This is a genomic window from Nocardia gipuzkoensis (assembly GCF_021183645.1).
GTDB lineage: Bacteria > Actinomycetota > Actinomycetes > Mycobacteriales > Mycobacteriaceae > Nocardia > Nocardia abscessus.
The window spans coordinates 6024293-6049466 of the sequence record NZ_CP089225.1 but is presented as its reverse complement, the minus strand read 5'-3'; the positions used below and the strand labels follow the sequence as shown (position 1 = coordinate 6049466).

The 25174-nt window shown below is 67.5% G+C and carries 19 protein-coding genes and 1 pseudogene; 13 read left to right on the top strand and 7 right to left on the bottom strand.

Going from position 1 to position 25174, the window contains the following annotated elements; all coding sequences use genetic code 11:
* Positions 1-20: 20 nt before the first annotated feature.
* The 8 genes from LTT66_RS27635 to LTT66_RS27600 all read left to right on the top strand — a co-directional run bounded on the left by LTT66_RS27635 (position 21) and on the right by LTT66_RS27600 (position 11223).
* Positions 21-827, top strand: a complete 807-nt coding sequence (locus LTT66_RS27635) for a FadR/GntR family transcriptional regulator (RefSeq protein ID WP_181723693.1) — start codon at positions 21-23, stop codon at positions 825-827.
* A gap of 515 nt (positions 828-1342) precedes the next feature.
* Complete coding sequence (locus tag LTT66_RS27630) at positions 1343-2953, top strand: SMP-30/gluconolactonase/LRE family protein (protein ID WP_408638679.1); 1611 nt, start codon at positions 1343-1345, stop codon at positions 2951-2953.
* Between the two features lie 7 nt (positions 2954-2960).
* The gene (locus tag LTT66_RS27625) at positions 2961-3821 is read left to right on the top strand and encodes an SDR family NAD(P)-dependent oxidoreductase (protein ID WP_233061419.1); all 861 of its coding nucleotides are present in this window, start codon (positions 2961-2963) and stop codon (positions 3819-3821) included.
* A 30-nt stretch (positions 3822-3851) separates the two neighbouring features.
* A complete protein-coding gene (locus LTT66_RS27620; protein WP_233061417.1) occupies positions 3852-5228 on the top strand; it encodes an aromatic ring-hydroxylating oxygenase subunit alpha in 1377 nt (458 codons plus the stop codon).
* A 58-nt stretch (positions 5229-5286) separates the two neighbouring features.
* On the top strand, positions 5287-7116 hold the full coding sequence (locus LTT66_RS27615; protein ID WP_233061415.1) for a flavin-containing monooxygenase: 1830 nt from the start codon (positions 5287-5289) through the stop codon (positions 7114-7116).
* A gap of 45 nt (positions 7117-7161) precedes the next feature.
* Positions 7162-8088, top strand: a complete 927-nt coding sequence (locus LTT66_RS27610; RefSeq protein ID WP_195149766.1) for an SDR family NAD(P)-dependent oxidoreductase — start codon at positions 7162-7164, stop codon at positions 8086-8088.
* Positions 8078-9784, top strand: coding sequence for a thiamine pyrophosphate-binding protein (locus LTT66_RS27605; RefSeq protein WP_233061413.1), 1707 nt, complete (start codon positions 8078-8080; stop codon positions 9782-9784). Before LTT66_RS27610 ends, LTT66_RS27605 begins: the two co-directional genes overlap by 11 nt.
* Before the next feature lie 2 nt (positions 9785-9786).
* Entirely contained in the window at positions 9787-11223 is a 1437-nt protein-coding gene (locus LTT66_RS27600; RefSeq protein ID WP_233061412.1) for an aldehyde dehydrogenase family protein, read from the top strand.
* Between the two features lie 48 nt (positions 11224-11271).
* Here the strand turns inward: LTT66_RS27600 and LTT66_RS27595 are convergent, their stop codons facing one another.
* Entirely contained in the window at positions 11272-12111 is an 840-nt protein-coding gene (locus tag LTT66_RS27595; protein WP_233061410.1) for a patatin-like phospholipase family protein, read from the bottom strand.
* 656 nt (positions 12112-12767) lie between these two features.
* Between LTT66_RS27595 and LTT66_RS27590 the strand changes: the two genes are divergently transcribed.
* The 3 genes from LTT66_RS27590 to LTT66_RS27580 all read left to right on the top strand — a co-directional run bounded on the left by LTT66_RS27590 (position 12768) and on the right by LTT66_RS27580 (position 15826).
* The gene (locus tag LTT66_RS27590; RefSeq protein ID WP_233061408.1) at positions 12768-13436 is read left to right on the top strand and encodes a TetR/AcrR family transcriptional regulator; all 669 of its coding nucleotides are present in this window, start codon (positions 12768-12770) and stop codon (positions 13434-13436) included.
* 112 nt (positions 13437-13548) lie between these two features.
* Positions 13549-14349: an SDR family NAD(P)-dependent oxidoreductase gene (locus LTT66_RS27585; RefSeq protein ID WP_233061407.1), complete on the top strand. Its 801-nt coding sequence runs from the start codon at positions 13549-13551 to the stop codon at positions 14347-14349.
* 40 nt (positions 14350-14389) lie between these two features.
* Complete coding sequence (locus LTT66_RS27580; protein WP_233061405.1) at positions 14390-15826, top strand: FAD-dependent monooxygenase; 1437 nt, start codon at positions 14390-14392, stop codon at positions 15824-15826.
* A 196-nt stretch (positions 15827-16022) separates the two neighbouring features.
* On the opposite strand, the pseudogene LTT66_RS37500 reads toward LTT66_RS27580, so the two are convergent.
* From LTT66_RS37500 to LTT66_RS27555, 5 genes and pseudogenes are all read right to left on the bottom strand, one after another.
* Positions 16023-16406 (bottom strand): annotated as a pseudogene (locus tag LTT66_RS37500) (Ig-like domain-containing protein); the annotation flags it as partial.
* 49 nt (positions 16407-16455) lie between these two features.
* Positions 16456-19734 carry an arabinosyltransferase domain-containing protein gene (locus tag LTT66_RS27570; protein WP_233061401.1) on the bottom strand — a complete coding sequence of 1093 codons (3279 nt, stop codon included), beginning with the start codon at positions 19732-19734 and terminating at the stop codon, positions 16456-16458.
* A 98-nt stretch (positions 19735-19832) separates the two neighbouring features.
* On the bottom strand, positions 19833-20159 hold the full coding sequence (locus LTT66_RS27565) for a hypothetical protein (protein ID WP_233061399.1): 327 nt from the start codon (positions 20157-20159) through the stop codon (positions 19833-19835).
* Positions 20160-21453: 1294 nt separating this feature from the next.
* Positions 21454-21759, bottom strand: coding sequence for a hypothetical protein (locus tag LTT66_RS27560; RefSeq protein ID WP_233061397.1), 306 nt, complete (start codon positions 21757-21759; stop codon positions 21454-21456).
* 170 nt (positions 21760-21929) lie between these two features.
* A complete protein-coding gene (locus LTT66_RS27555; protein WP_181723674.1) occupies positions 21930-22520 on the bottom strand; it encodes an HdeD family acid-resistance protein in 591 nt (196 codons plus the stop codon).
* 214 nt (positions 22521-22734) lie between these two features.
* On the opposite strand from LTT66_RS27555, the gene LTT66_RS27550 reads away from it, so the two are divergent.
* On the top strand, positions 22735-23721 hold the full coding sequence (locus LTT66_RS27550) for a glycosyltransferase family 9 protein (protein ID WP_195067507.1): 987 nt from the start codon (positions 22735-22737) through the stop codon (positions 23719-23721).
* A 63-nt stretch (positions 23722-23784) separates the two neighbouring features.
* Here the strand turns inward: LTT66_RS27550 and LTT66_RS27545 are convergent, their stop codons facing one another.
* Positions 23785-24105, bottom strand: coding sequence for an ArsR/SmtB family transcription factor (locus tag LTT66_RS27545; RefSeq protein WP_181723672.1), 321 nt, complete (start codon positions 24103-24105; stop codon positions 23785-23787).
* 185 nt (positions 24106-24290) lie between these two features.
* Between LTT66_RS27545 and LTT66_RS27540 the strand changes: the two genes are divergently transcribed.
* Complete coding sequence (locus tag LTT66_RS27540) at positions 24291-25007, top strand: M23 family metallopeptidase (RefSeq protein ID WP_233061395.1); 717 nt, start codon at positions 24291-24293, stop codon at positions 25005-25007.
* Positions 25008-25174 lie beyond the last annotated feature (167 nt).

Genomic DNA, 25174 nt, shown 5'->3' with positions numbered 1-25174 from the left:
ACCAACCAGAGGCGGACCGCATGACAGCCGCCAAGCGCGGCCGGGTCCCGCAGCGTCGCATCGCGGAGACCGTCGCCGCAGAGCTGCGCACCCGCATCCTGGCCGGTGACGAGAACTACCGGCTCCCCACCCAGGATCAGCTGGTCCAGGACTTCGGGGTGAGCTACCCCTCGATCCGCGAGGCGCTGCGCATCCTGGAGACCGAGGGCCTCGTCACCGTCCGCCGGGGCAATGTGGGCGGCGCCGAAGTGCACCGCCCCGACGAAACGTCGGCCGCGTATCACCTGGGCCTGGCGCTGCAAGGCGCGCGCGTCACCCTCGGCGATCTCGCCGCGGGCCTGCGCACGCTGGAACCGCTGTGCGCGGCCGCCTGCGCCGAGCGGCCCGACCGCGCCGAGACCGTCGTCCCCGCGCTCACGGAGAACGTGGAGAAGTCGGCCGAACTCATCGACGACGGCGTCGCCTTCACCCACACCGCCCGCGAATTCCACGATCTCATCGTCTCGTTCACCCCGAATCTGACCATTCGCTACGTCGTGAGCACGCTGGTCACCCTGTGGTCGGCACAGGAAGAGGCGTGGGCGGAGGCGTTGACCCGGCGCGGGGAATACCCATCCGACGCCGAGTCGGCCGAAGCGCTGCGCACCCACCGCCGCATCACCAGGGAGATCGCGGAGGGGCGGGCAGCCGAAGCCGAACGCCTGTACCGGACCCATCTCGCCGCCACCCAGACACTGGTGCTGCAGCGCTTCGACGACGGCGTGGTGAACGCCTCGTCCGCCGGGGCGCGGCTGGCCATCCACTCCGGCCTCCGCTCGCGGATCTGAGTTCATCGATCCACCGCGTCTGCGCACGTCACGCCGCCCTGCACCCAGCAGAGGCGCTTGGGTTACGCGTTGCTCCGCCGAGCGGAGTCAGCGTACGATAATGGCGTTTTCACAGTGTGAAATTGGATTTCCGAGTGGCTGGGTGAGCGCCTTCTCGAACGACACATGAGCTCCAGCCGTCCGCATAGCGCCCTCCGCAGGATCAATCTCGCAAGCAAGTGCCGATATCTAATCAAACCTGCCGCTAACCGGCGCTATTGGACCTGATACTCACTCCGTTCGGTCGCAGCGGTCCACGCTCCTGGCGCCGCCCAGATGTTCGCATTCAGCGCTCGACAACTGTCGACCGCAACCTACTCAACGGTAGCCAACAGATCAAGTATTGCTATCCTTGTGAGGATTGAAGTAGCGTGGCCCACGACACATCGGCCCGCCGGATATGGGGGCCGGATTCCCGTCGCCCCGGGCCGCCGGGCCGGGCTGTGCCACATCTGGAACATCGACTTTCTCATCGCATGGGAGGCCCCGCCTTGACTCGAGGGGCGCGCTACCGCACCACCACACCGATAACCCTCGCCGAGGGGTGGAGCGTCCGACAGCTCACCCCGCCGAGCCGACTGTTCGGTGCGAACGGCCTACGTACGGGTACCGACGGGCGAATCTACGTGGCCCAGGTGGCCGGCAGCCAGATCAGCGCACTCGACGTCGCCACCGGCGACCTCGAGACCGTCAGCGCCAAGGGCGGCGACATCGTCGCCCCCGACGACCTCGCCTTCGATCCCGAGGGCAATCTCATCGCCACCGAGTACATGGACGCGCGCGTCAGCATGCGCGGCACCGACGGCCGCACCCGGGTGATCCGCGACGATCTTCCCGGCGCCAACGGCATCACCGTGCACAACGGCCGATTGTTCGTCAACGAATGCCGGATCGGCGGTCGCCTCATGGAACTGCCGCTGGACGGCAGCGCGCCGCGCGTTCTGCAGGACAACGTGCCGATGCCCAACGCCATGGAGGTCGGCCCCGACGGTCTCCTCTACTACCCGGTGATGGGGACCAACGACATCTGGCGCATCGATCCCGACGGCGGTGCGCCCGAACGGGTCGTGGGTGATCTCGGCGTGCCCGACTCGGTCAAGTTCGACTCCGCGGGCTTCCTCGTCTCCACCCAGGTGCAGACCGGTGAGGTGCTGCGGATCGATCCGCGTACCGGTGACCGTCAGGTGCTGGCGAGCCTGGACCCCGGCCTGGACAACTGCACCTTCGTCGGCAACCGGCTGTTCGTCTCCCACTTCTCCGGCGAGATCACCGAGATTCTCACCGGCGGACAGACCCGGTCCATTCTGGAAGGCGGGCTGCTGTGGCCGCTGGATCTGACGGTCGGCCACGACGGCGATCTCTACGTCGCCGACGGCACCTTCTTCTACGTGCTGCGTAACGGCGAATTACACACGGTCGCATCACTTTTCAGCGCAGGAAATCCCGGCTACGTGCGCGGCGTTAGCGCGGTCGGCCCGGGCGAGTTCCTGTGCGCCACCTCCACCGGGCAGATCTCGTATTACCGACCGGGCACCGACGAAGAGCCCGAGGTCGTCGCCGACGGGTTCGATCAGCTCTACGGGGTGGCGGCAACCGCCGACAGGACGATCGTGGCCGCGGAACTGGGCGCGGGCCGTGTGCTTTCGATCCGGTCCGGGCAGGTCGAAGTGCTGGCCTCCGGGCTGAACGCCCCGATGGGTGTGGCATTCGGCCCGGACGGCACCGCCCTGGTCTCCGAATCCGGGGCCGGGCGGATCGTCTCGATCAGCGGCGGCGGAGTGGACACGGTGGTGGACGGACTGGAGACGCCGCAGGGAATCCTGGTGCGCGGCAAGCAATTGCTCATCCTCGACGTCGGACTCAAAGCGTTGATCGGCGTCGATCTGGAGACCAAGGCCCGGCAGACGCTCGCCGCGAATCTTCCGGTCGGCGCGCCGCCCGGGGTGGTCGCCAAACCGCTGCGCGGGACTCCGCCGTTCTCCGGGCCCATGGGCCCGTTCGCGGGCATCGCGGCCGGACCGGACGGCACGGTCTACCTGTCCGCCGACGCCGAGGGCAGTGTGCTCGCACTGCGCGGGAAGGCCTGATCCGACGATGACCAACGACGGCCTCGCACACGACTTCTTCGGACTGACCGGACGCGTCGTCATCGTCGCCGGCGCGGGCGGTGGCGGTATCGGCACCGCGGTGACGCGCCTGATCGCCAGGGCCGGCGCCACCGTGATCGGGGTGAGCCGCTCGAAGGACAACCTCGCCGAACACGTCGAACCGCTGGCCGCGGAAGGTCTTTCCGTGGTGTCCGTCGCGGCCGACGTCGGTACCGAGGAGGGTGTCGCGACCGTACTCGAGCACGCCCGCGCGGCGCCCGGCGAGCTGCACGGGCTGGTCAATGTGGCGGGCGGCGCCGCGGTGCGCACCTGGATGCCCGCGACCCGGGTGACCAGGGAGGACTGGCGCGCGTTGTTCGCGCAGAACTTGGAGACGATGTTCTTCATGAGCCAGGCGGTGGCCGCCGAGCTGAAGTCGCAGGGCAGGCCCGGTTCGCTGGTATCGCTCTCCTCGATCAGCGGCATGAACACCGCTCCGTTCCATATCGCCTACGGCACCGCGAAGGCGGCGCTGGTGGCGGCGACCAGGACCCTGGCGGTGGAGCTGGCCCAGGACGGCATCCGGGTGAACGCCATCGCGCCGGGTGTCACCGAGACACCCGCCTCCGGCACCTACGTCGACGACGATCCCCAGCGGGACCGCCGCGCCATCGCCATGGGCAGACGCGGGCGTCCGGAGGAGCAGGCGGGGCCGATCCTGTTCCTGTTGTCGGATCTGTCGACCTACGTCACGGGCCAGACCCTGCTCGTGGACGGCGGCCTGAACCTCAGGTGGACCCATCTCGGCGAGGACCACACCTCGCTGTTCCTCAAGGACGAGAACTTCCGCGCATCGATCACCCGCTGACGCACCCACAGTTGTGACCAGGAGCATGTCATGAGCGAAACGACGACCGAGACAACGGATTCCGCTACCGACGAACCGTTGTCTGCGCCGATGACGATCGGCGTCGAGGCGTACATCTCCGAGGAATACGCACGCGCCGAGGGCGACAAGCTCTGGGCCAAGGTGTGGCAGCAGGTCGAACGCGTCGAGGAGATTCCCCGAGTCGGCGACTTCCTCACCTACGAGATCCTCGACGACTCGATCATCGTGGTGCGCACCGCACCGGACACCATCCGGGCTTACCACAACGTGTGCGCGCATCGCGGCCGCAAACTGATCGATACACCGGACGGCGCGCACGACGCCCGGGGCAGTCGCAAACAGTTCGTCTGCGGTTTCCACGGGTGGCGCTACGACCTGGAGGGCCGCAATACCTTCGCGGCCGAGCGCGAGGACTGGGTCTGCGGGCTCACCGAACGCAACGACGGACTGAACCACGTCAAGGTCGACACGTGGGGCGGCTGGATCTGGATCAACATGGACCCCGACGCCGAACCGCTCCGGGAGTACCTCGAGCCCGCGGCCGGCCTGCTCGAACACTTCGAACTGGAGAACATGCGCTATCGCTGGCGGCGGTGGCTGACTTTCGACTGCAACTGGAAGGTCGCCTTCGAGGCGTTCATGGAGACCTACCACGTGCCCTACACCCACCCGGAGTTCATGAACTTCGGCAGTTTCCTCGGGTGGTCGCGGGCGCAGGGCAAGCACAGCAACATCGGCTACGACGCACCCAAGGGCATGGAGGAGAACCAGGCCAAGGTGCGCGTCGGCAGCGGTCCCGACGCGCGCGTCTCCACCGCCACACTCCAGAACTTCACCTGGGAGAACGCCAATACCAACACCACGCGCACGCTGGTCGACGTCGCCAACCGGCTGGTGGACGAACTGCCCGAGGGCACTCCGGCCAACGAAGTGCTGCGCTACTGGCTCGACACCGCCCGGTCGGAGGACGAGGCGCGCGGCGTGGTCTGGCCGAAGGTAGACCCCGACATCGTCGCCCGTGCCGGTACCGCGTGGCAGATCTTCCCCAACTTCCAGATCGGCCACGCACTGAACAACATGTTGTGCTACCGGTTCCGGCCCTACGGCTACGACCCGGACAAGTGCCTCTTCGAGGCCGCCGTGTTCGAACTCTTCCCACCCGGCGAGGAGCCGCGAACCGAGTGGGAATACACCCCCGTCGGCGATCCCGGGTGGCGGACCGTCCTACCGCAGGACTTCGCCAATATGGCCGCTGTCCAGCAGGGCATGAAGAGCCGGGGCTTCTCCGGGCCGAAACCCAACCCGTATCGCGAACGCAGCGTGGTGAATCTGCACCACAACCTCGCCGCGTACATGGGTACCGGCGCGCCGCGCGATCTGACCTGAACGGGCGGGACCCACCGGTCCGCCCCCAATGACCCGAGTTAGAGATCCAGGAATTCGAATGCACGAGTGCAAGCCCACGGTTACGCCCGATGTCGATCGGGATGCCCTCCGCGCGAGATATCTCGCCGAACGTGACAAGCGCCTGCGTCCCGAGGGACAGAGACAGTACCTGCTGACCGAGGGCGAATTCGCGGACTACTACGAGGAAGATCCGTACACGCCGGTCGAGCCGCGCGACGCGATGACCGGCGAGATCGAGGTGGCGATCCTCGGCGGCGGTTTCGCGGGTCTCATCACCGCGCACCGGTTGCAGCAGGCCGGCGTGGAAGATTTCCGGATCATCGAATTGGGCGGCGACTTCGGCGGGGTGTGGTACTGGAATCGCTACCCCGGCATCCAGGTCGACTCGGACAGCTACTGCTATCTGCCGTTGCTCGAAGAGACCGGCTACATGCCGAAAGAGAAGTTCTCCTTCGGCGACGAGTGCTACGAACACGCCCAGCGCATCGGCAAGCACTTCGGCTTGTACGAGAAGGCGGTCTTCCACACGCTGATCCGCTCGCTGGAATGGGACGAGCGGATCGAACGGTGGCGGATCGCGACCAACCGGGGCGACGACATCCGCGCCCGGTTCATCGTGATGTGCCAGGGGCCGTACAACCGGCCGAAGCTGCCCGGTATCCCCGGCATCACGCGGTTCGAGGGCCACACTTTCCACACCGCGCGCTGGGACTACGAGTACACCGGCGGCACGCTGAAGGGCGGGCTGGACAGGCTCGGCGACAAGAAGGTGGCCATCATCGGCACCGGCGCCAGCGGCATCGGGACGATCCCGCATCTGGCCGAAGGCGCCGAACACCTGTACGTGTTCCAACGCACGCCGTCCTACATCTTCGAGCGCGGCAACACGGCGACCGATCCGGAATGGGTGAAGTCGCTGCGGCCGGGCTGGCGGGAGGAGCGGCAGCGCAACTTCCACAACGCCGCCTACGCGTTCTACTCCCCGGGGGAGCCGGATCTGATCTGCGACGGCTGGACCGAGGTCGCCCGCAATGTGGCCGCCCACCTGGACGCCACCGGCGGCTGGGCCGAACTGGCGACAAATCCCATGAAGGTCATGGAACTCAAGGAGGCCGAGGACTACCGCGCGATGGAGCGGGTGCGCCGCCGGGTCGACCAGATCGTGGCGGACAAGGCGACGGCCGAGGCGCTCAAGCCGTACTACCGGCACCTGTGCAAACGGCCGGGCTTCAGCGACAACTATCTGCAGGCCTTCAACCGCCCGAACGTCACGCTCATCGATGTCTCGGACACCAAGGGGGTAGAGCGCATCACGGAGAAGGGCATCGTCGCGCACGGTGTCGAATACGAAGTCGACTGCATCGTTTTCGCCAGCGGCTTCGAGATCAGCAGCGACATCGACCGCAGGCTCGCCATCCAGCCGTTCGCCGGGCGGGGCGGCCGGTCGCTGTACGAGCACTGGAACGAGGGGTTCCGTACTTTGCACGGGATCATGTCGCACGGCTTCCCGAACCACTTCGCCACCGGGTTCGTCCAGGGCGGGGTGACCGCGTCCACCACTCGGATGTTCGAGCAGCAGGCCGATCACATCGCCTACATCATCCAGCAGGCCTCGGCCCGGGGCGCCACCACGGTGGAACCCAGCGCCGAGGCCGAGGAGGCGTGGATCGCGACCATCCGGGCGAATTCGTTCGACAACAGCAACTTCGTCCGCGAATGCACCCCCGGCTACTACAACAGCGAGGGCGAACCGAACGGGCGGTCGTTCCTCGGTGATCCCTTCTGGGGCGGCTTCTACGTGCTCGAGGATCTGCTGCGGAGCTGGCGCGAAGAAGGCCGGTTGACGGGTCTCGTCCTGGGTGCCTGACCAGTCCCCGATCACCGCGACGCACCTGTGAGAGGACCGACCACCTTGCGAGAACTCAGATTCGACGATCGCGTAGCCGTGATCACCGGCGCCGGGCGGGGGTTGGGCCGCGCGTACGCCCTGCTGCTCGCCTCGAAGGGCGCCAAGGTGGTGGTCAACGACCTCGGCAGCAGCGTGCGCGGCGACAGCGTCGAGGCGGACCCGGCCGCGGAGGTGGTCGCCGAGATCGAGGCGGCCGGCGGCGCCGCCGTCGTCTGCACCGAGTCGGTGGCCACGGCCGAGGGCGGGCGCGCGATCATCGACGCGGCGCTCGACCATTACGGCCGCCTGGACATCCTCGTGCACAACGCGGGCAACGTCCGATACGGTTCGCTGCGGGAGCTGAGCTACGAGGATTTCGACGCGGTGCTCGACGTGCACCTGCGCGGCGCCTTCCACGTCGTCCGGCCCGCGTTCCCGGTCATGGCCGACGCCGGCTACGGCCGCGTGGTGCTCACCTCGTCGATCGGCGGGCTGTACGGCAACAAGGGCGTAGCCAACTACGCCGTGTCGAAGGCGGGCATGATCGGCCTGTCGAACGTGATCGCCCTGGAGGGAGCCGAATTCGGCATCCTGGGCAACGTCATCGTGCCCGCCGCGGTGACGAGGCTGGCCGACGGACTGGACACCTCGTCCTACCCGCCCATGGGGCCGGAACTGACCGCGCCGACCGTCGGCTGGCTCGCCCACGAGTCCTGCTCGATCACCGGCGAGATGCTGGTGTCGGTCGCCGGGCGCGTGGCGCGGGCCTATATCGCCGAGACCCCGGGGGTCTACCGCCCCTCGTGGACGGTCGAAGAGATCGGCGAGCAGATCGACGCCATTCGCGATACGACCGGCTCTTGGATTCTGCCTGCCGTCCCCGCGGGGCACAGCGATCACATCAGGAAGAGTTTCGAGCTAGCCACGGAGGCAGGACAGCATGCCCGTTAAGGTCTACGAACGTATCCTTCAGCTCTTCGAAGCCGAGGGCATCAACACGATATTCGGCATTCCCGATCCGAATTTCGTGCACATGTTCCACCTCGCCGAGCAACGCGGCTGGAACGTCGTCGCACCGCATCACGAGGAATCGGCCGGATTCATGGCCGAGGCCGTGTCGCGGATGACCGGCAAGGCCGCGGTCTGCATCGGCACGCTCGGCCCCGGTGTCGCCAACCTGGCGGGCGCGATGATGTGCGCGAAGGTCGAGAACTCGCCGGTGATCTTCCTCGGCGGGCAGCGCGCCCGGATCACCGAGCAGCGGGTGCGGCGCGGGCGGATCCAGTTCGTCAAGCAGGCCGAACTCTTCGCGCCGTCGGTGAAGTACAGCGCCAGCATCGAATACGCCGACCAGACCGACGAGATCATTCGCGAGGGTTTGCGCCGGGCGCTCACCGGAACCCCCGGACCGGTCTACATCGAGTGGCCCAAGCACATCATCCAAGAGGAACTCGACGTACCGGAACCATTGCCGCCCAGCCGGTATCGCCTCGTCGGACAGACCGCGGGGCAGGACCGGATCGAGGAGGCCGCGCGACTGATCCGCGCGGCGCGACAACCGGTACTGCTGGTCGGGCACGGCGTGCACACCGCGCGCGCCGGGGAGTCGGTGCGCGCGCTCGCCGAGCTGATGGCCTGCCCGGTCATCCAGACCTCGGGCGGCACTTCGTATATCGAGGGACTCGAGGACCGCACCTTCGCCTACGGCTTCTCACCGTCGTCCATCGACGCGGTGGTGAAATCGGATCTGTGCCTGGCTATCGGCACCGAACTCGGTGAGCCCGTCCACTACGGGGTCGGGCGGCACTGGGTGGCGGGCGAGGCGAACCGCAAATGGGTTCTGGTGGAACAGAATCCGGAGGCTATCGGGGTCAACCGGCCGATCGACGTCCCGCTCGTCGGCGACCTGCGCGCGATCGTCCCGCAGCTGGTCGACGCGCTGAAGGACACACCGCGCACGCCGGCGCCCGAGCTGGCGAGCTGGATCGAGCAGGACGCCGCCCGCCTGGCCGAACTGTCCGAAACGGCGCCGTCGGGCCGGTCTCCGGTGCATCCCGCGCGGCTGATCGTCGAGGCGACCAAGGTGTTCCCCTCCGACGGCATCATGGTCCGCGACGGCGGCGCCACCACGATCTTCGGCTGGACCTACTCGCAGGCCAAGCCGCACGACGTGATCTGGAACCAGAACTTCGGCCATCTCGGCACCGGGCTGCCGTACGCCGTCGGCGCCTCGGTGGCCGAGGGCAGGAAGCGGCCGGTCATGCTGGTCACCGGCGATTCGTCGTTCCTGTTCCACATCGGCGAGTTGGAGACCGCGGCGCGGCTGAACCTGCCGCTGGTCTGTGTGGTCGCCGTCGACTACGCCTGGGGCCTGGAAGTCGGCGTCTACAAGGGCCTGTTCGGGCCCGGCTCGCTGGAGACGGGTACGCACTGGAGCACCGACACCCGCCTGGACAAAGTCGCCGAGGGCTTCGGCTGCTACGGCGAATACGTCGACCGCGACGAGGACATCGCCCCCGCCGTCAAACGGGCGTACGCCAGCGGCAGACCGGGCGTCATCCACGTGGCCGTCGACCCGAAGGCGAACTCCGAGGAGATGCCGAGTTACGACGAGTTCCGCACCTGGTATGCCGAAGGGACACAGTAGTCATGCGTGAGTATTCCAAGTTCTACATCGGCGGCGCCTGGGTCTACCCGGCCGAGGCGCAGTCTTTCGAGGTCGTGAACCCGGCGACCGAAGAGGTGTGCGGCACCGTCGCCAACGGGTCGGCCGCGGACGTGGACCGCGCGGTCGTAGCCGCCCGCGAAGCGTTTCCCGCCTGGTCGGCCTCCCCGGTGGCCGAGCGGATCGAGCTGCTGCGCGCGATCGGCGTGGGATACGGTAAGCGCGCGGGCGATCTCGCCGCGGCGCTGACCGAGGAGATGGGCGCACCGAGCACGCTGGCAGGCGGCTTCCAAGTCGACCTCGGGGCCGGGCACCTGGCGACCGCCATCGAAGTCCTGCAGAACTTCGTCTTCGAAGAGCGGCGCGGCGCCACCCTGATCGTCAAGGAACCCATCGGCGTCTGCGGCCTCATCACACCGTGGAACTGGCCGATGAGCCTGATCGCCGTGAAGGCGTTTCCCGCCATCGCCACCGGCTGCACCACGGTGCTCAAGCCATCGGAGCGCTCGCCTTTCACCGGGCAGATCTTCGCCGAGATCCTCGACGCCGCAGGCGTTCCCGCCGGCGTCTTCAACCTCGTGCAGGGCGACGGTCCGAGCGTCGGCGTACCGCTGTCGGCGCATCCGGACGTGGATCTGATCTCCTTCACCGGCTCCACCCGCGCGGGTATCGAGATCGCGCGCAATGCCGCCCCCAGTGTCAAGCGGGTGACGCAGGAACTGGGTGGCAAAAGCGCGAACGTCGTGCTCGACGACGCGGACTTCGCGACGAACGTCGCCGCCGCGATCGGCCCGATGATGATGAACTCCGGCCAGACCTGCAGCGCGCTGTCGCGCATGCTGGTTCCCCGCGCCCGCATGGACGAGGCCGTCGACATCGCCCGCCGGGCCGCCGCCCAGCTCACCGTGGGCGACCCCGCCGGGGACGTGGCGCTGGGCCCCGTGGTCTCCGGATCGCAGTTCGACAAGATCCAGGCCCTCATCCAGAAGGGCATCGATGAGGGAGCCACGCTGGTGGTGGGCGGCACCGGCCGCCCCGACGGACTCGCCAACGGCTACTACGTGCAGCCCACCGTGTTCGCGAACGTCACCAACGACATGACCATAGCCCGCGAGGAGATCTTCGGCCCGGTCCTGGCCATCCTCGGCTACGACAGCCTCGACCACGCCGTCGACATCGCCAACGACACCGAATACGGACTCGCGGGCAACGTCGCGGGCGCCGATCTGGAGCAGGCCCGCGCCGTAGCCCGCCGCATCCGCTCGGGTTGGATCACCATCAACGACGCCTTCGACTTCCACGCGCCCTTCGGCGGCTACCGCAGGAGCGGAAACGGGCGCGAGTGGGGCGAATTCGGTTTCCACGACTACCTGGAGACCAAGGCCATCCTGGGGTACGCGCCGGACGAAGCCGGGTCGTAGCGGAGTGGACGCGGCACCGAGGGGTACCGGCGCGCGGCAGCGGGTCGGTCAGCGGTCGGACCAGACGTCCTTCAGTCGCGGCGCGGCATCGGCGGACTGGCGCACACCGGCCGCATACGCGGGGGCCAGCGCGGCCGCGGCGAACAGATCGAGCCCGATTGCGGCGATGGCCTCGTCGTCGGGAACTATGGAAATCTCTGTGGCCGAACCCAATTCGCGGTCACTGGCGATACGCGGGAAGATGTGCGCCAAAGGCTCGACGATCACCACGACGTCCGCGCCCGCGGCCAGGTCAGCGTTGACCGGTGAACGCAACCCACCGTCGATGTAGTGATGTCCGTCGATCGGAATCGGCGGGAAGACGCCCGGCACCGCCGTGCTCGACGCGAGCGCCTCGGGCAACGACGCCGCGCCGTCCCGGGTCCACACCTGTAGCTCGCCGGTGGTGATGTCGATCGCGGTGACGAGCAAGTCGCGTGCGGGCCACTGCGCCACACCGGCCAGCCCGCCCATGCGCGCGATGTGCTCGTCCGGATCACCGACCTGGGCGGCCAGCGCCAGTTCCCCCGCCCGGCGACGCGCCTGGGCCGGTTCCTGTCCCGGAGCGCGCAGGACGGCGAATATCTCCCCCATCCGCACCGGATCCGCCTGCACCGGCGTCGATGTCGACGGCGGCCGCAGCAATCGCGCCGGATCACCACCGTCGGCCAGGACCGCGCCGACGACCGCCCCGGCCGACGTGCCCACGAACCGGTCCGCCAGCGCCAAGTCGATGCCGTTGTCCCGCAACCCAGTGGCGAACCCCGCCAACCACGCAAGGCCGACCGGCCCACCCCCGCCCAGCACGAGCGCGACCGAATATCCGTTGGATGTCACCGTGTCCGACATACCGCCAGCCTATCCGCGCCGGTTGCCCCATCGCCTTCGCTCGGTCGGCAACCGGTCACCCGAGCTCCGGGATCTCTCAGCGGCGATAGATCTCCGCGTATGCGTTGGTGACCACCCCGACGAGACCGGGACCCCAATTCATGCATCCTGTCGTCGTGCGCTGACCGCTGGGGGTGAAAGGGTAACTGAGCTGGGTGTAGGGCCCGACAGCGTACAGCGGAAACGGCCCCGAGCTGTAGACCCCCGACACATTCCACCCCAAGGACGTACTCGGCGCGCTCTCGGATTGTTGGCTCAACCATCTCGAGCCCCGCATGCCTGCGACGTGCACCGGCGCTGCGGCTATGCGGGGACTGCCGCGCACGCTGCACATGTACTGCGGCTCCGTAGCATCCGATGGGCAGTGGCGTGGTCAACGACACCACTGAATCCATGAAGAAGACCGTCAACTGGACCGACAAGGAGGCGGGAGAAGCTGTCGTACATGGTTTCTCATCCAGCGGGTCTGGCGGTGCACCGGACCGTTGGGTAAAGTGATCGTTGTACTTTTGGGGCGGCTCGGCTGCTGATGCGGCGGCGGCGCAAAAAGCAGGAGGAATGCCGATGTTCGTCGCCGAAGGACCGATCGCACAACGAGGGCAGATCGACGTGACAGCATGTTCGGGCAGTTCGGCGAACCGATCATGACGAGTGCGGACGTGGCCGTGGTTCGCCAGTTGCGGCCGGAGAAACGGGCTTCCATCTTGCGGGGCGCCCGCGCGGTGTTCTGTCGCGACGGTTATACCCGCGCCTCCATCGATGTCATCGCCCGCGAATCCGCGGTGTCGACCCGCACGATCTACAAGCACTTCACAGATAAGAAGCAGCTGTTCACCGCAGTGATCATCGAAAGCGCGGGGCGTGCGCGGGCCAGTCGATGTGCTGCGATCGAACACCATTTGAGCGATATCGTGGATATCGAGGCCGCTCTCATTGCCCTGGGCCGCACCTTCGTCGTCGGCGGCGACGAGGACCACTTCGCCCTTGTCCGCCAGATCCGTGCCGAAGCAGACCATATTCCGGGCGCGATACTCGAGGCATGGCTCGACACCGGCCCACGGACGGTTCATGCCGCTCTGGCCCGGAGGTTTTCGGATCTCGCCGCGCGGGGATTGCTCGACCTCGAAGACCCCGAAAGCGCAGCCGCTCACTTCGTCCTCCTCGCCGCCGGTGAGGCCAACGATCGGACTTTCTGGGGCGCTATCGACGCCGAGCCCGGCGCCATCGACGCCAGTGTGACATCCGGCGTCCGCGCCTTCCTCCGTGCCTATCGAGCCGGTCGCTGAACCGGCCCATAAGGCGCCGAGTACGGAATGCCCTCACCGCGTGGCGCCGAAGTCCCTGCCACCTCGATCGAGCCGATCGTCGACGTCGCCGACGGTACGAAAGGAACCGATCATGTCCCCTGTCGAACTGGCCTCCGCCAGAGTGCTGCTCACCGGCGCCACCGGTGGTCTCGGGCACGCGGTGGCGCGTGAACTCGCCTCCCGCGGTGCCGAACTCGTGCTGACCGGCCGTCGTCCCGAAGCTCTGTGCGCGCTCGCCGCCGAACTGGACGCAGCCGTAATTCCCGCCGATCTGTCGAACCTCGAGGACCTGTCGCGCCTGCTCGCCCAGGCCGGACCAGTGGATGTTCTCATCGCCAACGCCGGTCTACCGGCAGGCGGGCATATTCTCGATTTCTCCGACACCGATCTCGGCCGTGTCCTCGATGTCAATCTGCGGGCGCCGATGTTGCTCGCCCGCAATCTGGCCGAGCAGATGAGTAGGCGGCGAGCGGGTCACATCGTATTCATGGGGTCGGTCGCCGGCCTGCTGCCCGCACCGCGGGTCAGCTTGTACAACGCGACCAAATTCGGCCTGCGCGGCTTCGCGCTGGCCCTGCGGCACGATCTTCGCGACGCCGAGATCGGCGTATCCATCGTCGAACCCGGGTTCGTCCGCGACGCCGGAATGTTCGCCGACAGCGGTAGCCGAGTCCCACCGGGAATGCGCACGGCCACACCACAGCAAGTTTCCCACGCTGTCATCCGAGCAATTCGCGACAACATCGATGAAATCGTCGTCGCCCCCATCGAAACACGCCTACTGGCCACGATCGGATGCATCGCCCCGGCGCTCGTCGCACCGATACACCGCCTCATCGATTCCGAACGCCTCGGCACCGAACTCGGCAGCCGATTTCACCACGAGGCCTGAACTTCTACCCCCTTGTGATGACTTGTGAGAGGAGGCGGGCGTGAGGCATCGCCAAGTCGTTGTAGTCGGCGCGGGCCCGGTCGGGCTGTGGTTGGCCGCGGAATTGCGCTTGGGCGGCGTCGAAGTGCTGGTGTTAGAGGCACGTACAGAGCCGGACCCGAATTCCAAAGCGCTGGCCATCCATCCGCGCACCCTCGAGATGCTGGCGTCTCGAGCCCTCGTGCATCATTTTCTCGCTGAAGGGAGCCGGATCCCGAGCGGACACTTCGCCGCGCTGGATACCCGGCTGGACTTCCGGCTGCTGGACACTTCGTACCAATTCACGCTGTCACTGCCGCAGATACGGACCGAACAACTTTTGGAAGCACACGCTCGTGCGGCCGGAGCCGATATCAGGCGCGGGCAGCGGGTAGCCGGATTGACCGTACGGGGCGAGTCGATCACGGTGCACGTCGATGAGGGGGCCGACATCGAGGCCGAATGGGTCGTGGGGTGTGACGGGGTCCGCAGCACGGTCCGGCAGGCCGCGGGCATCGCCTATCCGGGCGACGAGTCGACCATGCTGGGTTGGCTCGGCGACGTCGAACTCGCCGACCCACCGCCCCAGCCTGTCCTCACCGAATGGACCGAGTCGGGCCTGCTCATGAGTGTGCGACTACCCGGTGGCTCATACCGCCTGATCGGTATCACTCCCCAGGATCTGCGGACCGACTGGCCCGGCGCCCTCACACTTGACGAACTGCGGGCGAAGACCATCGCAATCGTCGGGACGGACTGGGCAATGCACTCGCCGAAGTGGTTGTCGCGCTTCGGCAATGCCGCCCGGCAAGCCGAATGCTACCGAACCGGCAGGGTGTTGCTCGCCGGTGACGCGGCACACCAGCACATGCCGGCCGGTGGGGTCGGAATGAATCTCGGCCTCGCGGACGCGATGAACCTCGGCTGGAAGCTTGCCGCCACCGTGTCAGGGCGAGCACCCGAAGGTCTGCTCGATACCTACCACACCGAGCGACATCCCGTCGGTTCTCGAGCGCTGCGCAGCACACAAGCCCAGGCAGCACTGATGACCGCCTTCTCACCGGACGGCAGGCAGTTACGCGCTCTCTTGTCCGCGATGATCACCGACCGACCCGAATTCGCTCGCACGCTCGGCGAACAACTATCCGGACTGTCGGTGACCTACCCGGCCGCACCCGGCACGCACCACCTCACCGGCCACCACGCCCCCGACCTGCCGCTGACCGACGGTCGCACGCTCTTCACTACCCTCACCGACGCACGCCACGTACTGCTCGATCTAACCGGCGCCCTGAAGCCGGTCGCGAATCTGCCGCTCGCGCGAGCAGTCCCGATCCAGGACCGGCCGGAGTGGGCAGGAGCGACAGCCGCGCTCGTCCGACCGGACGGATACCTGGACTGGGTCGGCTGCCACAACACCGGCCTCGCGGCCGCCCTGTCCACCGCAGGTCTCGCCTAGTACCGCAAGGGGTGCGCCCATGGGATGCCGGGCATCGCCATTTGGTGTCGTCGTCGGCGATCGCGACGTGCGCGGGCCCGATGATCACCGAAACCCGCTGGTCACGCAGGCCGTAGCGGCCCTCGCCGAGGTCGCGGCCGAAGAGTTCGGCCGCGACCGTGATCCGGGTTCCCGGAGCGTGATAGTGCTCCGGCCGCCAGTGTGCGTTCTGATCGTCGAGCCAGTACCAGGCACCGTTGACGGACGGCTGGGTGGTGATTTTCAGGTGGCGTTGCGCGGCTGCCCGATCGACGGGTTCGTCGAAATGGGCGACGAGCACGAAACCGACTCCATAGGTGTCATTGTCAGCCAGATCGACGAGATCGGCAGAGCGCAGGGAGACGTCGATGAGCTGTCGCGGTGCCACCGTGGTGCAGGTTGCCGTCGCGGTGACGTCGCCGGTTTCGCCGTGAGCGACCGCTGTGGCGGTGTAGGTGTGGCCGTAGCCGAGTGGTTCGGTGCTGGTCCAGGTTCGATGATCGGGTGCCGATGCGCCCGGCAGCGCTCTGCCCGTTTCATCGATCCATTCGACCGACCGCAACGTCCCGCCGGTGACGGCGATCGTGCCGTGGCTTGACGATATTCTCCGCCTAATACGACGTGATGATGTGTCCGGGCGTCCACGTGCCCCAGCGTTGGACGGGTTCGATCCCGACCCGGGCAGGTCGGGTGTCGAGGTCGTGGGGGATGAACTGCTCGATCGAGCCCCAGTCACGGTCCCAGTCGTTGTTCAGATAGGACGGCAGGCTGCGGGCGGTGAACAGGAGTTGCGTCCAGCCGAGTGGACCGCCGCCGTCGTGGCCTTGCCAGAGGTTGGTGATCGTCGCACCGTTGCGGTCGGGCAATATTCGGTACCCGGGAAGGTCGGCGACTCCGGCGCGGGTGGGCAGGTGTTTCTGGCAGGGAAAATGCAGCCCGACCGCCCAGTCGAGGAGGACAGGGGTCGTCGAGCCCACGACGGTGTTCAGTGTTCTGGTCTGCGGGACTCGGGGCGGTGTCACCGCGAGCCACTGATTTTTGTCGAGGGCGTTGTCATCGGCGACGATCCGGACGACGTCGGCTTCAGCGGGAAGGTGATCGAGCGGCACCCGCAAATTGCGCCACATGGGAGATGGGCCGATGTCGATCGGAAGCAAGCGGCCCATCGGGATGACGCGGTCATCGGGTTCGGTGCGACCGTATTCGAGTTCGAGGTGCTGCCCCGGGTGCGCGATCCCGTCGGAGTCGACGGAACGGATCCGACCGGCTACCGCGATGGCGATGATCGGGCCGCGACTGCCGCCGACGACGGCGGGCAGCCGGTACCACCCGGTGGTCAGAGAAGCCGGTGCCTGTGGCCCGTCGCGGTAGCTGCCGAGCACGGGCGTGGTGGCCGGATCGAGGCCGAAGGGCAGGGCGACGCTACTGCCGTTGATTCCGCTACCGCTCGAGGTATCCGACTCCGACCCGGCCGATCTGGCGGCGTCGCGGAGTTCGTCCCGGTCGTCGGAGACCGAATTCGCCCGGCCGGTCGTGGATTCCACCTCGTCGGAGGTGAGGACCGGCGCCACCCCGCTCGGGCTGAACCCGGCGGAATCGTCCCCTGCCAGCGCGGTGCCGATGTCACCGGAAACCGGCTGCAACATCGAGGAATTGGGGTCCGTCTCCACGAGCACGTCGTCGGCCATTCCGCAGCCGCCGGAGAAGGCGGTCGCCAGATTGGATTTCGCGACCGAATACGAAGGATATTGCGCGACAGTCGCTTTGACGAACGATCCGACCAGAAAGAGCACCATCACTGCCGCGACCACCGTCAGCACCGGGACCCGGGCCGGGCGGGCAGCTATCGAATCGCCGCGCGGCCCGGCTTGCGGCCGGATATGGAACCACGCCGCGGCGGCCAACGCGAGGAACGACAATCCGGCAGCGAAACTGGACAAACCCTTGCCCGCGATGGTCGGCGGCTTGTCCCACCACGGAATCCCCCAAGCGGACACGTACCAGTAGCCGTTCGCGCCGACGAAAGTCAAAGCCAGCGCGAAGAAGACAGCCGACGCGAACAAGGCGCGGTTGCGCAGCGGTCGCATGACACCAGGACTGATCGCGACCGCGGTGAGCGCCGCGATACAGGTGGCGAGACCGGCGAACACTCCGAACTGGTGTGTCCATTTGGTCGGAGAGAACATCATCAGCGCCATCGCGGCGACGGTGATGCCCACGATGCGCCGCGACGGCCCGACCGCGGTTCCGGGGATGTGTCCCCCACGCCGCAGCATGGTCACCACACACACGATCAATCCGAGCACCATCACGAACATGCCGAAACGCCGGGAGAGCCAACCGTCGGAGTTCAGCTGCAGCAGATACTGGTAGCGCAGGAACTCGAGGAACCAGGACTCGCCGGGGCCGATACGTCCGTGGACATAGGACATTTCGAGGACGGCGGCCAGTGTCCGGTCCGCGAAGACCACCGCCAGAACCACGGTGCCCGAAGCGAGCAACGGCAGCAATTGCGCCGGGTAGCCGACCGAGCGCGCACGGTGCACGACCACCGAGACGAGGCTGCGCGCCCCCGCCAGCAGGGCGCCGACACAGATCAGGCCCGACGGCGCCACGGTCAAGGTCAGCGCGGCGATGATGATCGCCGCCGCCACGGGCAGTAATCGGCGAGTCGCGATCGCCCGCTCGATCGACACCCAGGTGAGCACGACACCGGCCGCGACGAAGGGTTCGGCGCGCAGCCCGTTGTTGTAGGGCAACCAGAACGCCAGGAACACCAGCGCGGCCGTCCATGTCACGACCTTGTCGTTGCGCACCGCGACACCCAGCCGGGGAATGATCTCGCGGCTGACGACCCACCAGGTGATCACCGCGACGACGAGAGTCGGCGACCGCACCCACGCACTCGCCGTCGACAGGTGCGACATCCATGCGATCACGTCGGTGTAGGGCGTGTAGAACGGCCCCTCGTCGACGCTGAACCAGCGGTAGTAGTTCGACATGTACCCGGAACTGCGCGAGCCGCGGGCCATTCCGAGGATGTAGCCGTCATCGGAGGTGTTGGCCCCGATGAAATGCCAGAGCAGCAATACCGCGAAGACCAACCAGTCGGCAGGACGAAGCCGCCACCACCGAGCCGGCAGGAATCGCCGCGTGGACCGGCCGTCCGTGCGGTCCAAGCGGTGCAGTGCCAATAGCGAGGCCGACGTCACGAGCAGGCACAGCACGGTGACGGTCAGCTTCAGAAGCGTCGGCGAGGTCGAAAACCGGGAATCGACCGCGATATCCACCCGCAATCCCTGCGGCGCCGCCCCGGTCAAGTCGGTGAAGACACCGACGACCTGCGGACGCACGTCGGAATCGGTCACGCTGCCCGGATCATCTGTGCCCGACACCGCCGTCCGCCCTGCCGACACCTCGATCGCCAGCGTGCCGGACTGCCCACGGACCAACTCCAGGGGCGCGGACCAGAGCAGCGTGCTGCGGGAGACCACGTCGACCCGCCCAGGCCGATCAGTGGTGTCCGGAACGACTTTGACAACAAATCCGTACCGCTCCATATCCGCCGACTGTCGCGGCACCGTCGAGACGGCGACACCACCGGTATCGGCCAGAGTGGTCAACGCAGCGTAAGGAACGCGCGCGGACAGCCGAGTCGGCGCGTAGGACACCAGCGGCGCCGCCACACTGTGCACCACCCCCGCTTCGGGCCAGGCAATGGCTGCGGCGTCCATCCGGACCGGGAGGAACGGCACGGCCACGGCGAGCAAGGCGCCGATCAGTCCGGTGACCACCGCGATCAGACGCACCCGGTCCCTACGATTCGCGCGCTTCCCGGTATCGACATCCCCGAGGGACTGCTGCCCCGCCCACACCACTGTGTCAGCCACGGGGCCCGATCGTAGCCGAATGGCCGGTGCGCGAAACGTTCTGACGGAGCTCCGTCAGAACGGGAAGTCGCGGCTGCGCGGAGCTTGCCAGGGACGAACTATGCCCAGACCCGGGAGAGCGCCGAGCGGGAGTAGGTTTCCTGCGGCGTGACCGTGATCAGGTCGCAAACCTCTACGAGTTCACCGGGCACCGTATTGCCGAAGTGCTGCAGACCCGGGGCGATGACCGCGTCGACACCGAAATTCCGTGCGGCGTCGATCAGGCGATCCACCGGCGCGTCGGTACCGGCGCCGAAGGTCACGGTTTTGCACAACTCATAACCCAGGCGTTTCGCCAAACTCCGCATCTGCGCTTCGTCCCAGTCCTGGGACACACCTGAGATGTCCTTGCGGAGATATCCCAGGGCGGGTGGTTTGGCCCTCATCGGTAGCTCCCTTGCCGCGATCGTCGCTGAAGTGGTCGAGTGCCTGCCCGCCTCCGGCTGCCACGGTGTCGACGCGGCGAGCCGAGGCTCACAAAGTATTGACATCATATGTTGTCAACAGCAGTCGATGTCAACATGTGTGGCGTTCCGCGCACGCGACTTCCAGCCCGACGATCAGGCCAAGGATAGCGCCGTTCACCCAGGGCTGCCGAGCCGTCGGCATCCCCGAGATCCACTGAGGGGCAGCAGTATCCGATGCACTCCCTCCCCCGTCGGTGTAGCTGGAGTGTTACTCCCGGGGGGCCTCGCAGGTATCCGAGGGCGGGGTTAGATATTTAGATGCGCATATCTACGTAAGACAATGTTGAATCGTCCGGCACTCTCCCCGAAGGCAGCCGTGCGCCGCCGCCATCGGCGGTCAGATCTGGCTCGGCGACCTCTCCCCGAGACGTAGCGATCGCGTTCCGCCCGAACACTGCGCCGCGACATCTCGACCCGAGATCCCCGAGCAGTACCATCCGCTCGAGGCGGTCTACGGCCCCTGGGGCCACGCAGCTCCAGGGACCGCCTATGACCCCGGCGTCGCCCTATTCCAGAATCCCGGTCTGTCTGCCCGCTCAGGCAGCTGAGCGCCTCGGAGCACGCCACCCGGAGCCGGCGAACGGGTGTGCGGGCAGGACCGAGCTCGGCCGGTCCAGCGTCCGGCAGTGGCGCGTCCGTGATCTCGGTCTCCTCCTGCGACCGCGCCGGGCGCCGTCGCACGGGAAAGAACCCGCGTTCACGCTGGTGCGCCGACCGCGTCGAGACCGGTGGCGAGCTTCGTCCGGCGCTCCGGATGATGAGCGCCGCGCCGCCGACTCGCGCGCGCCACCAACCAGGGGAATACTGTGCGCGAATCGAAAACAACTGTCCGCCTTGGTAAGCCAACGCAGTCTGTCAGCCGGATGGGGGATGTCAGGGAGGCAATGGCGGTGTTGGTTTGGTGCGTTGTGGCGATGATCGTGGTCGTCTTGTTGGGCGGCGCGGCGATGGCGATGGCGTGGGATCCACGCGGCCGTCGCCGCTCGGCTGTCGCGGCGCCGATTTCGGTGCGGGGAGCCGTGGAGTCCGGGGTGCCGAGCTCCGGCGATTGGCCACGCACACGCTGAGCGGAAAGTGGTGCCGGTCCGGGGCTCCGGATCAGCACCACCCCAGAACGGTTTCCGGCCGGGACGGATCCCAGTGGCGTCGATGCTCGACACCCTGCTCGGATCGCGACCCGGCCGGTTTCGCCTACGGCGACTGGCGTTCGGCGTCAGCTGACCGAAACGCTGCCGCCCTTGGGCAGGTAGCCGATCCTCTCGGCGGGCAGCTCACCGATCACGGAGCCGGTGCAGTCCCGCCCGGAGTGCAGTGTGATGGCACGATCGGTGCTGTTGACGACGGTGATCTGGAAGGTGGTGTAGAAGGTGCCGTCGGTGTTCAGGCAGCCCACCGGATCCACCCGCTGTTCCCCGTTGATCGTCACGATGCCGACCGCGGCCTGCGCCGTTCCCGCCGACAGCAGGGCCGCGGCCCCTGCCAGGGCCAGCGCACCGACAATCCCAGCAGTACGAATCATTCGTGCCTCCAGTTCTTTTCGATGTCGGCCAACCCCGAAGCCGACGTCTGTGAAAATGCGCCTGTGATTCTGTCACGAGTTCCCACGTGACGGAACCGTGGTGTTCAGGCGCCCGGAGACACCGCGTCGCGCGAACCGGCGCCGTGGCGCACGGCCGCGCGGGTTCGTGATCAGGCGACAGCGGGTGCGGTGCGCGCCACCTTCGCCTCGTGGCGAACTCCGAACGCCACGATGATTTCCATGATGCCGATGATGATCAGCCACACCCCCGCCAGCACGGCCAGGGTGGCCACCGACCGCGCCGGCCAGACGATCAGCACAACACCCGCGATGGCGGTCACGAGGCCGAAGAACACCTGCCACCAGCGCCCCGGCGTCCCCGGCTCGGAGAGGGCGGCGACCAGCAGCGCGACCCCGCGGAACAGCCAGCCGATCCCGATCCAGAGACCCAGCAGCAGGATCGAGGCCAGTTCGTCGCGGAAGCAGAAGACGCCGATCACGATGGACAGCAGACCGATGACGAACGACAGCACCCGCAGACCGGTGCCGGTCGGCGCGCCGAAGGCTGCCATCAACTGGAGGAAGCCGGTGACCACCAGGTAGACGCCGAAGATGATGCCCGCGGCCTGCAGGGTGATATCCGGCCAGGCCAGGATCAGGGCGCCGAGGATCACCGCCAGGATGCCGGTGACCAGGATGGTCTGCCACGCCCTGCGGGCAAGAGACTGCATAGGGCCCTCTACCACGCTGTTTGTCGTCATGCGTTGATGCTATAGCCCATCTTCGGGTGTTTACTGCGCATTTGCCATGAGGTTTCTGGCGCGCTTGCCCAGCCGGTACCGCGGCGTTGCCCGGCGTTCACGTTTCGCCGCCGGATCGGTCGGGTAGTTACTCCTAAAGTGACTCTTCGTTGGCGCCCCTGGGGTGAACGGGTGGGTCGGGGTTCGGTGAGACTCGGGTGGCTAGGAGAAGAGGGTGGCGGTTCTGCTCGTGTTGCAGGCGCGTGGGCTGGGTGATCTACTCACCGCGGTCCCGGCTTTACGTGCGCTGCGCCGGGCCAAACCGCGCGACCGCCTCGTCCTGGCGGCCCCGCAGCGGCTCAAGCCGATCGTCGATCTGATCGCGTCGGTCGACGCCCTGGTGCCGACCGCCGAGCCCAGTGGTCTCCGCTGGGACGCGCCGCCACCCGAATTGGCGGTCAACCTGCACGGCGCGAGCGCCGAAAGCATCGTCACGCTGGCCAAAATCGAACCCGGCCGCATCCTCACCTTTCGCAACGCCGCCTTCCCCGAGCTGTCCGGCCCCGAGTGGGATCCCGACATGCACGAGGTGGACCGCTGGTGTCACCTGCTGGAATACGACGGCATCGGGGCGGATCGCCGCAACCTCGGACTGGTGCCGCCGGTGTCGACGACCAGCAGGCGCGACTGCGTGGTCGTGCATGTCGGCGCGGGCGCACCGGCCCGCCGCTGGCCACCGGACCGTTTCGCCGCCGTCGTCCGCCACCTGCTGGTACTCGGCCGCGAAGTGGTCCTCACCGGCGACGAGAACGAGCGCGAACTCGCGCTGGGCATCGCCGCACGCGCGGGGCTACCCGTGGGCCGGGTGCTCGCCGGGGAGCAGAACCTCATCGATCTGGCCGCCACCGTCGCCGAGGCCGCCTTGGTGATCTGCGGGGACACCGGCGTCGCACACCTGGCCACCGCCTTCGGCACCCGCACGGTCCTGCTGTTCGGTCCCACGCCGCCACGGTGGGCCGGTCCGCCTTCGCACCTCCTGGGCCGGCACGCCGTACTGTGGGCCGGCCAGGTCGGCGATCCGGACGCCGACACCCCAGACCCCGGCCTGTTGCAGATCGGCGTCACCGAGGTCATCACCGCCGTCGACAAACAGCTGAGCAAGCGCAACTGGCCCGGCACGGGCGCCGACCGACGCAAGACGGCCTATCGGCGCGTCGGCTGACGCTCCCACTCCGTCTCCCGACGCCACCCAGGGACGACGGTCACGCGGGCGCTGGCCACCGAGTCACGCGGTCGCCGTCGCGGCGGTGCGCAGCGCCGCGGAATACGCGGCGATCGCACTCGGCCAGAACTGCTCGAGGTAGTCGCGGGCATCCGCGAGGCCGCGCGGGTCCAAGGAGTACAGCCTGCGGTTGCCTTCCGGGTGCATCATGACCAGCCGTGCTTCGCGCAGCACCCGCAGATGCTGGGAGACCGCCGAGCTGCTCACGCCGATTTCTTCGGCGAGCTCGCCGACCGAGCGCGCAGCCTGCGGCAAGGCCTCGAAGATCGCGCGGCGAGTCGGGTCCGCCAGCGCGGTCAGGGCACGAACTCCATTAGTCGCCACTCACACAGTGTGATCAACTGAGGTTTCGCTGGTCAACAGCTGGGTAATGCGGCAAAGAACCAGGTCGAATACGGAAACGAGAGTGAACCGTTACCTCTCCGTGACCGACGAGCTGGGCGTTTATAGACCCGTGACGGTAGCCACAGGATTGCAGAACGGGCGCGCCGCTGTCGTACGTTCGGTTCATGCCCGTGACCTTTCCGTTACAGATCCGTCGCGGCGTGACCCGGTTCCGCCGCCATCGCGCCGCCACCCGCGTGGTCGCCGCCTCCGCGATCGTCACCGCGTCGGTCGGTATCCTCGCCGCTGCCCAACAGGACCAGGAAACCGACGCTTCGGCCCGCCTCGTCGCGGGCAAGATCGCCTCCGGCGAGATCCGCCCCGCCGAGGGGATGGCCCAGTTCGCCACCTTCACCCAGCACGAGACGCAACCTCCGCAGTCCGACCCCGGGCCCGCGCCGTGGGACCCGAACCGCATCGCGCAGGAATTCACCCGCCCGAAGACCGTCCGGCCGGTCGCCGGCGTGCTCACCTCGAACTTCGGCACGCGCTGGGGCGCGATGCACGCGGGGCTCGACTTCGGCGACCCGCTCGGCGCACCGATCGCCACGGTCACCGACGGCGTGGTGATCGAGGCCGGTCCCGCCTCCGGCTTCGGCCTGTGGGTGCGTGTGCAGCAGGACGACGGCACCGTCGGCGTCTACGGCCACGTCAACGACATCCTCGCCGAGGTCGGCCAGCCGGTGCGCGCGGGCGACGTCATCGCGACCGTCGGCAACCGCGGCTACTCCACCGGTCCGCACCTGCACTACGAAGTCCACCTGCCCGGCGGCGAACCGATCGACCCGCGGCCCTGGCTGGCCGAGCGCGGCATCGACGTCGGATTCGCTCCGGAAGACTGATCCCGATCGCGAGACATGAGGGGCTCGCGAACAGACTCGGCGACAGAGCCGTCGCCTGCCACGGGCCGCGAACGCAACGACGCGTTCGCGGCCCGACCACTTTCGGGGCCGCACGCACTGCCGCAGTAGCAGATCTGAACCTCGGCGACCGTGGACGGCTCTGCGGT

Excerpts from the sequence above, each read along its gene's own strand:
- LTT66_RS27630 (WP_408638679.1), top strand. The coding sequence starts at position 1,343 with ATGGGAGGCCCCGCCTTGACTCGAGGGGCGCGCTACCGCACCACCACA.
- LTT66_RS27635 (WP_181723693.1), top strand. The coding sequence starts at position 21 with ATGACAGCCGCCAAGCGCGGCCGGGTCCCGCAGCGTCGCATCGCGGAG.
- LTT66_RS27600 (WP_233061412.1), top strand. The coding sequence starts at position 9,787 with ATGCGTGAGTATTCCAAGTTCTACATCGGCGGCGCCTGGGTCTACCCG.
- LTT66_RS27565 (WP_233061399.1), bottom strand. The coding sequence starts at position 20,159 with ATGAGGGCCAAACCACCCGCCCTGGGATATCTCCGCAAGGACATCTCA.
- LTT66_RS27540 (WP_233061395.1), top strand. The coding sequence starts at position 24,291 with ATGCCCGTGACCTTTCCGTTACAGATCCGTCGCGGCGTGACCCGGTTC.
- LTT66_RS27615 (WP_233061415.1), top strand. The coding sequence starts at position 5,287 with ATGCACGAGTGCAAGCCCACGGTTACGCCCGATGTCGATCGGGATGCC.
- LTT66_RS27625 (WP_233061419.1), top strand. The coding sequence starts at position 2,961 with ATGACCAACGACGGCCTCGCACACGACTTCTTCGGACTGACCGGACGC.
- LTT66_RS27555 (WP_181723674.1), bottom strand. The coding sequence starts at position 22,520 with ATGACGACAAACAGCGTGGTAGAGGGCCCTATGCAGTCTCTTGCCCGC.
- LTT66_RS27560 (WP_233061397.1), bottom strand. The coding sequence starts at position 21,759 with ATGATTCGTACTGCTGGGATTGTCGGTGCGCTGGCCCTGGCAGGGGCC.
- LTT66_RS27605 (WP_233061413.1), top strand. The coding sequence starts at position 8,078 with ATGCCCGTTAAGGTCTACGAACGTATCCTTCAGCTCTTCGAAGCCGAG.
- LTT66_RS27585 (WP_233061407.1), top strand. The coding sequence starts at position 13,549 with ATGTCCCCTGTCGAACTGGCCTCCGCCAGAGTGCTGCTCACCGGCGCC.
- LTT66_RS27595 (WP_233061410.1), bottom strand. The coding sequence starts at position 12,111 with ATGTCGGACACGGTGACATCCAACGGATATTCGGTCGCGCTCGTGCTG.
- LTT66_RS27590 (WP_233061408.1), top strand. The coding sequence starts at position 12,768 with ATGTTCGGGCAGTTCGGCGAACCGATCATGACGAGTGCGGACGTGGCC.
- LTT66_RS27620 (WP_233061417.1), top strand. The coding sequence starts at position 3,852 with ATGAGCGAAACGACGACCGAGACAACGGATTCCGCTACCGACGAACCG.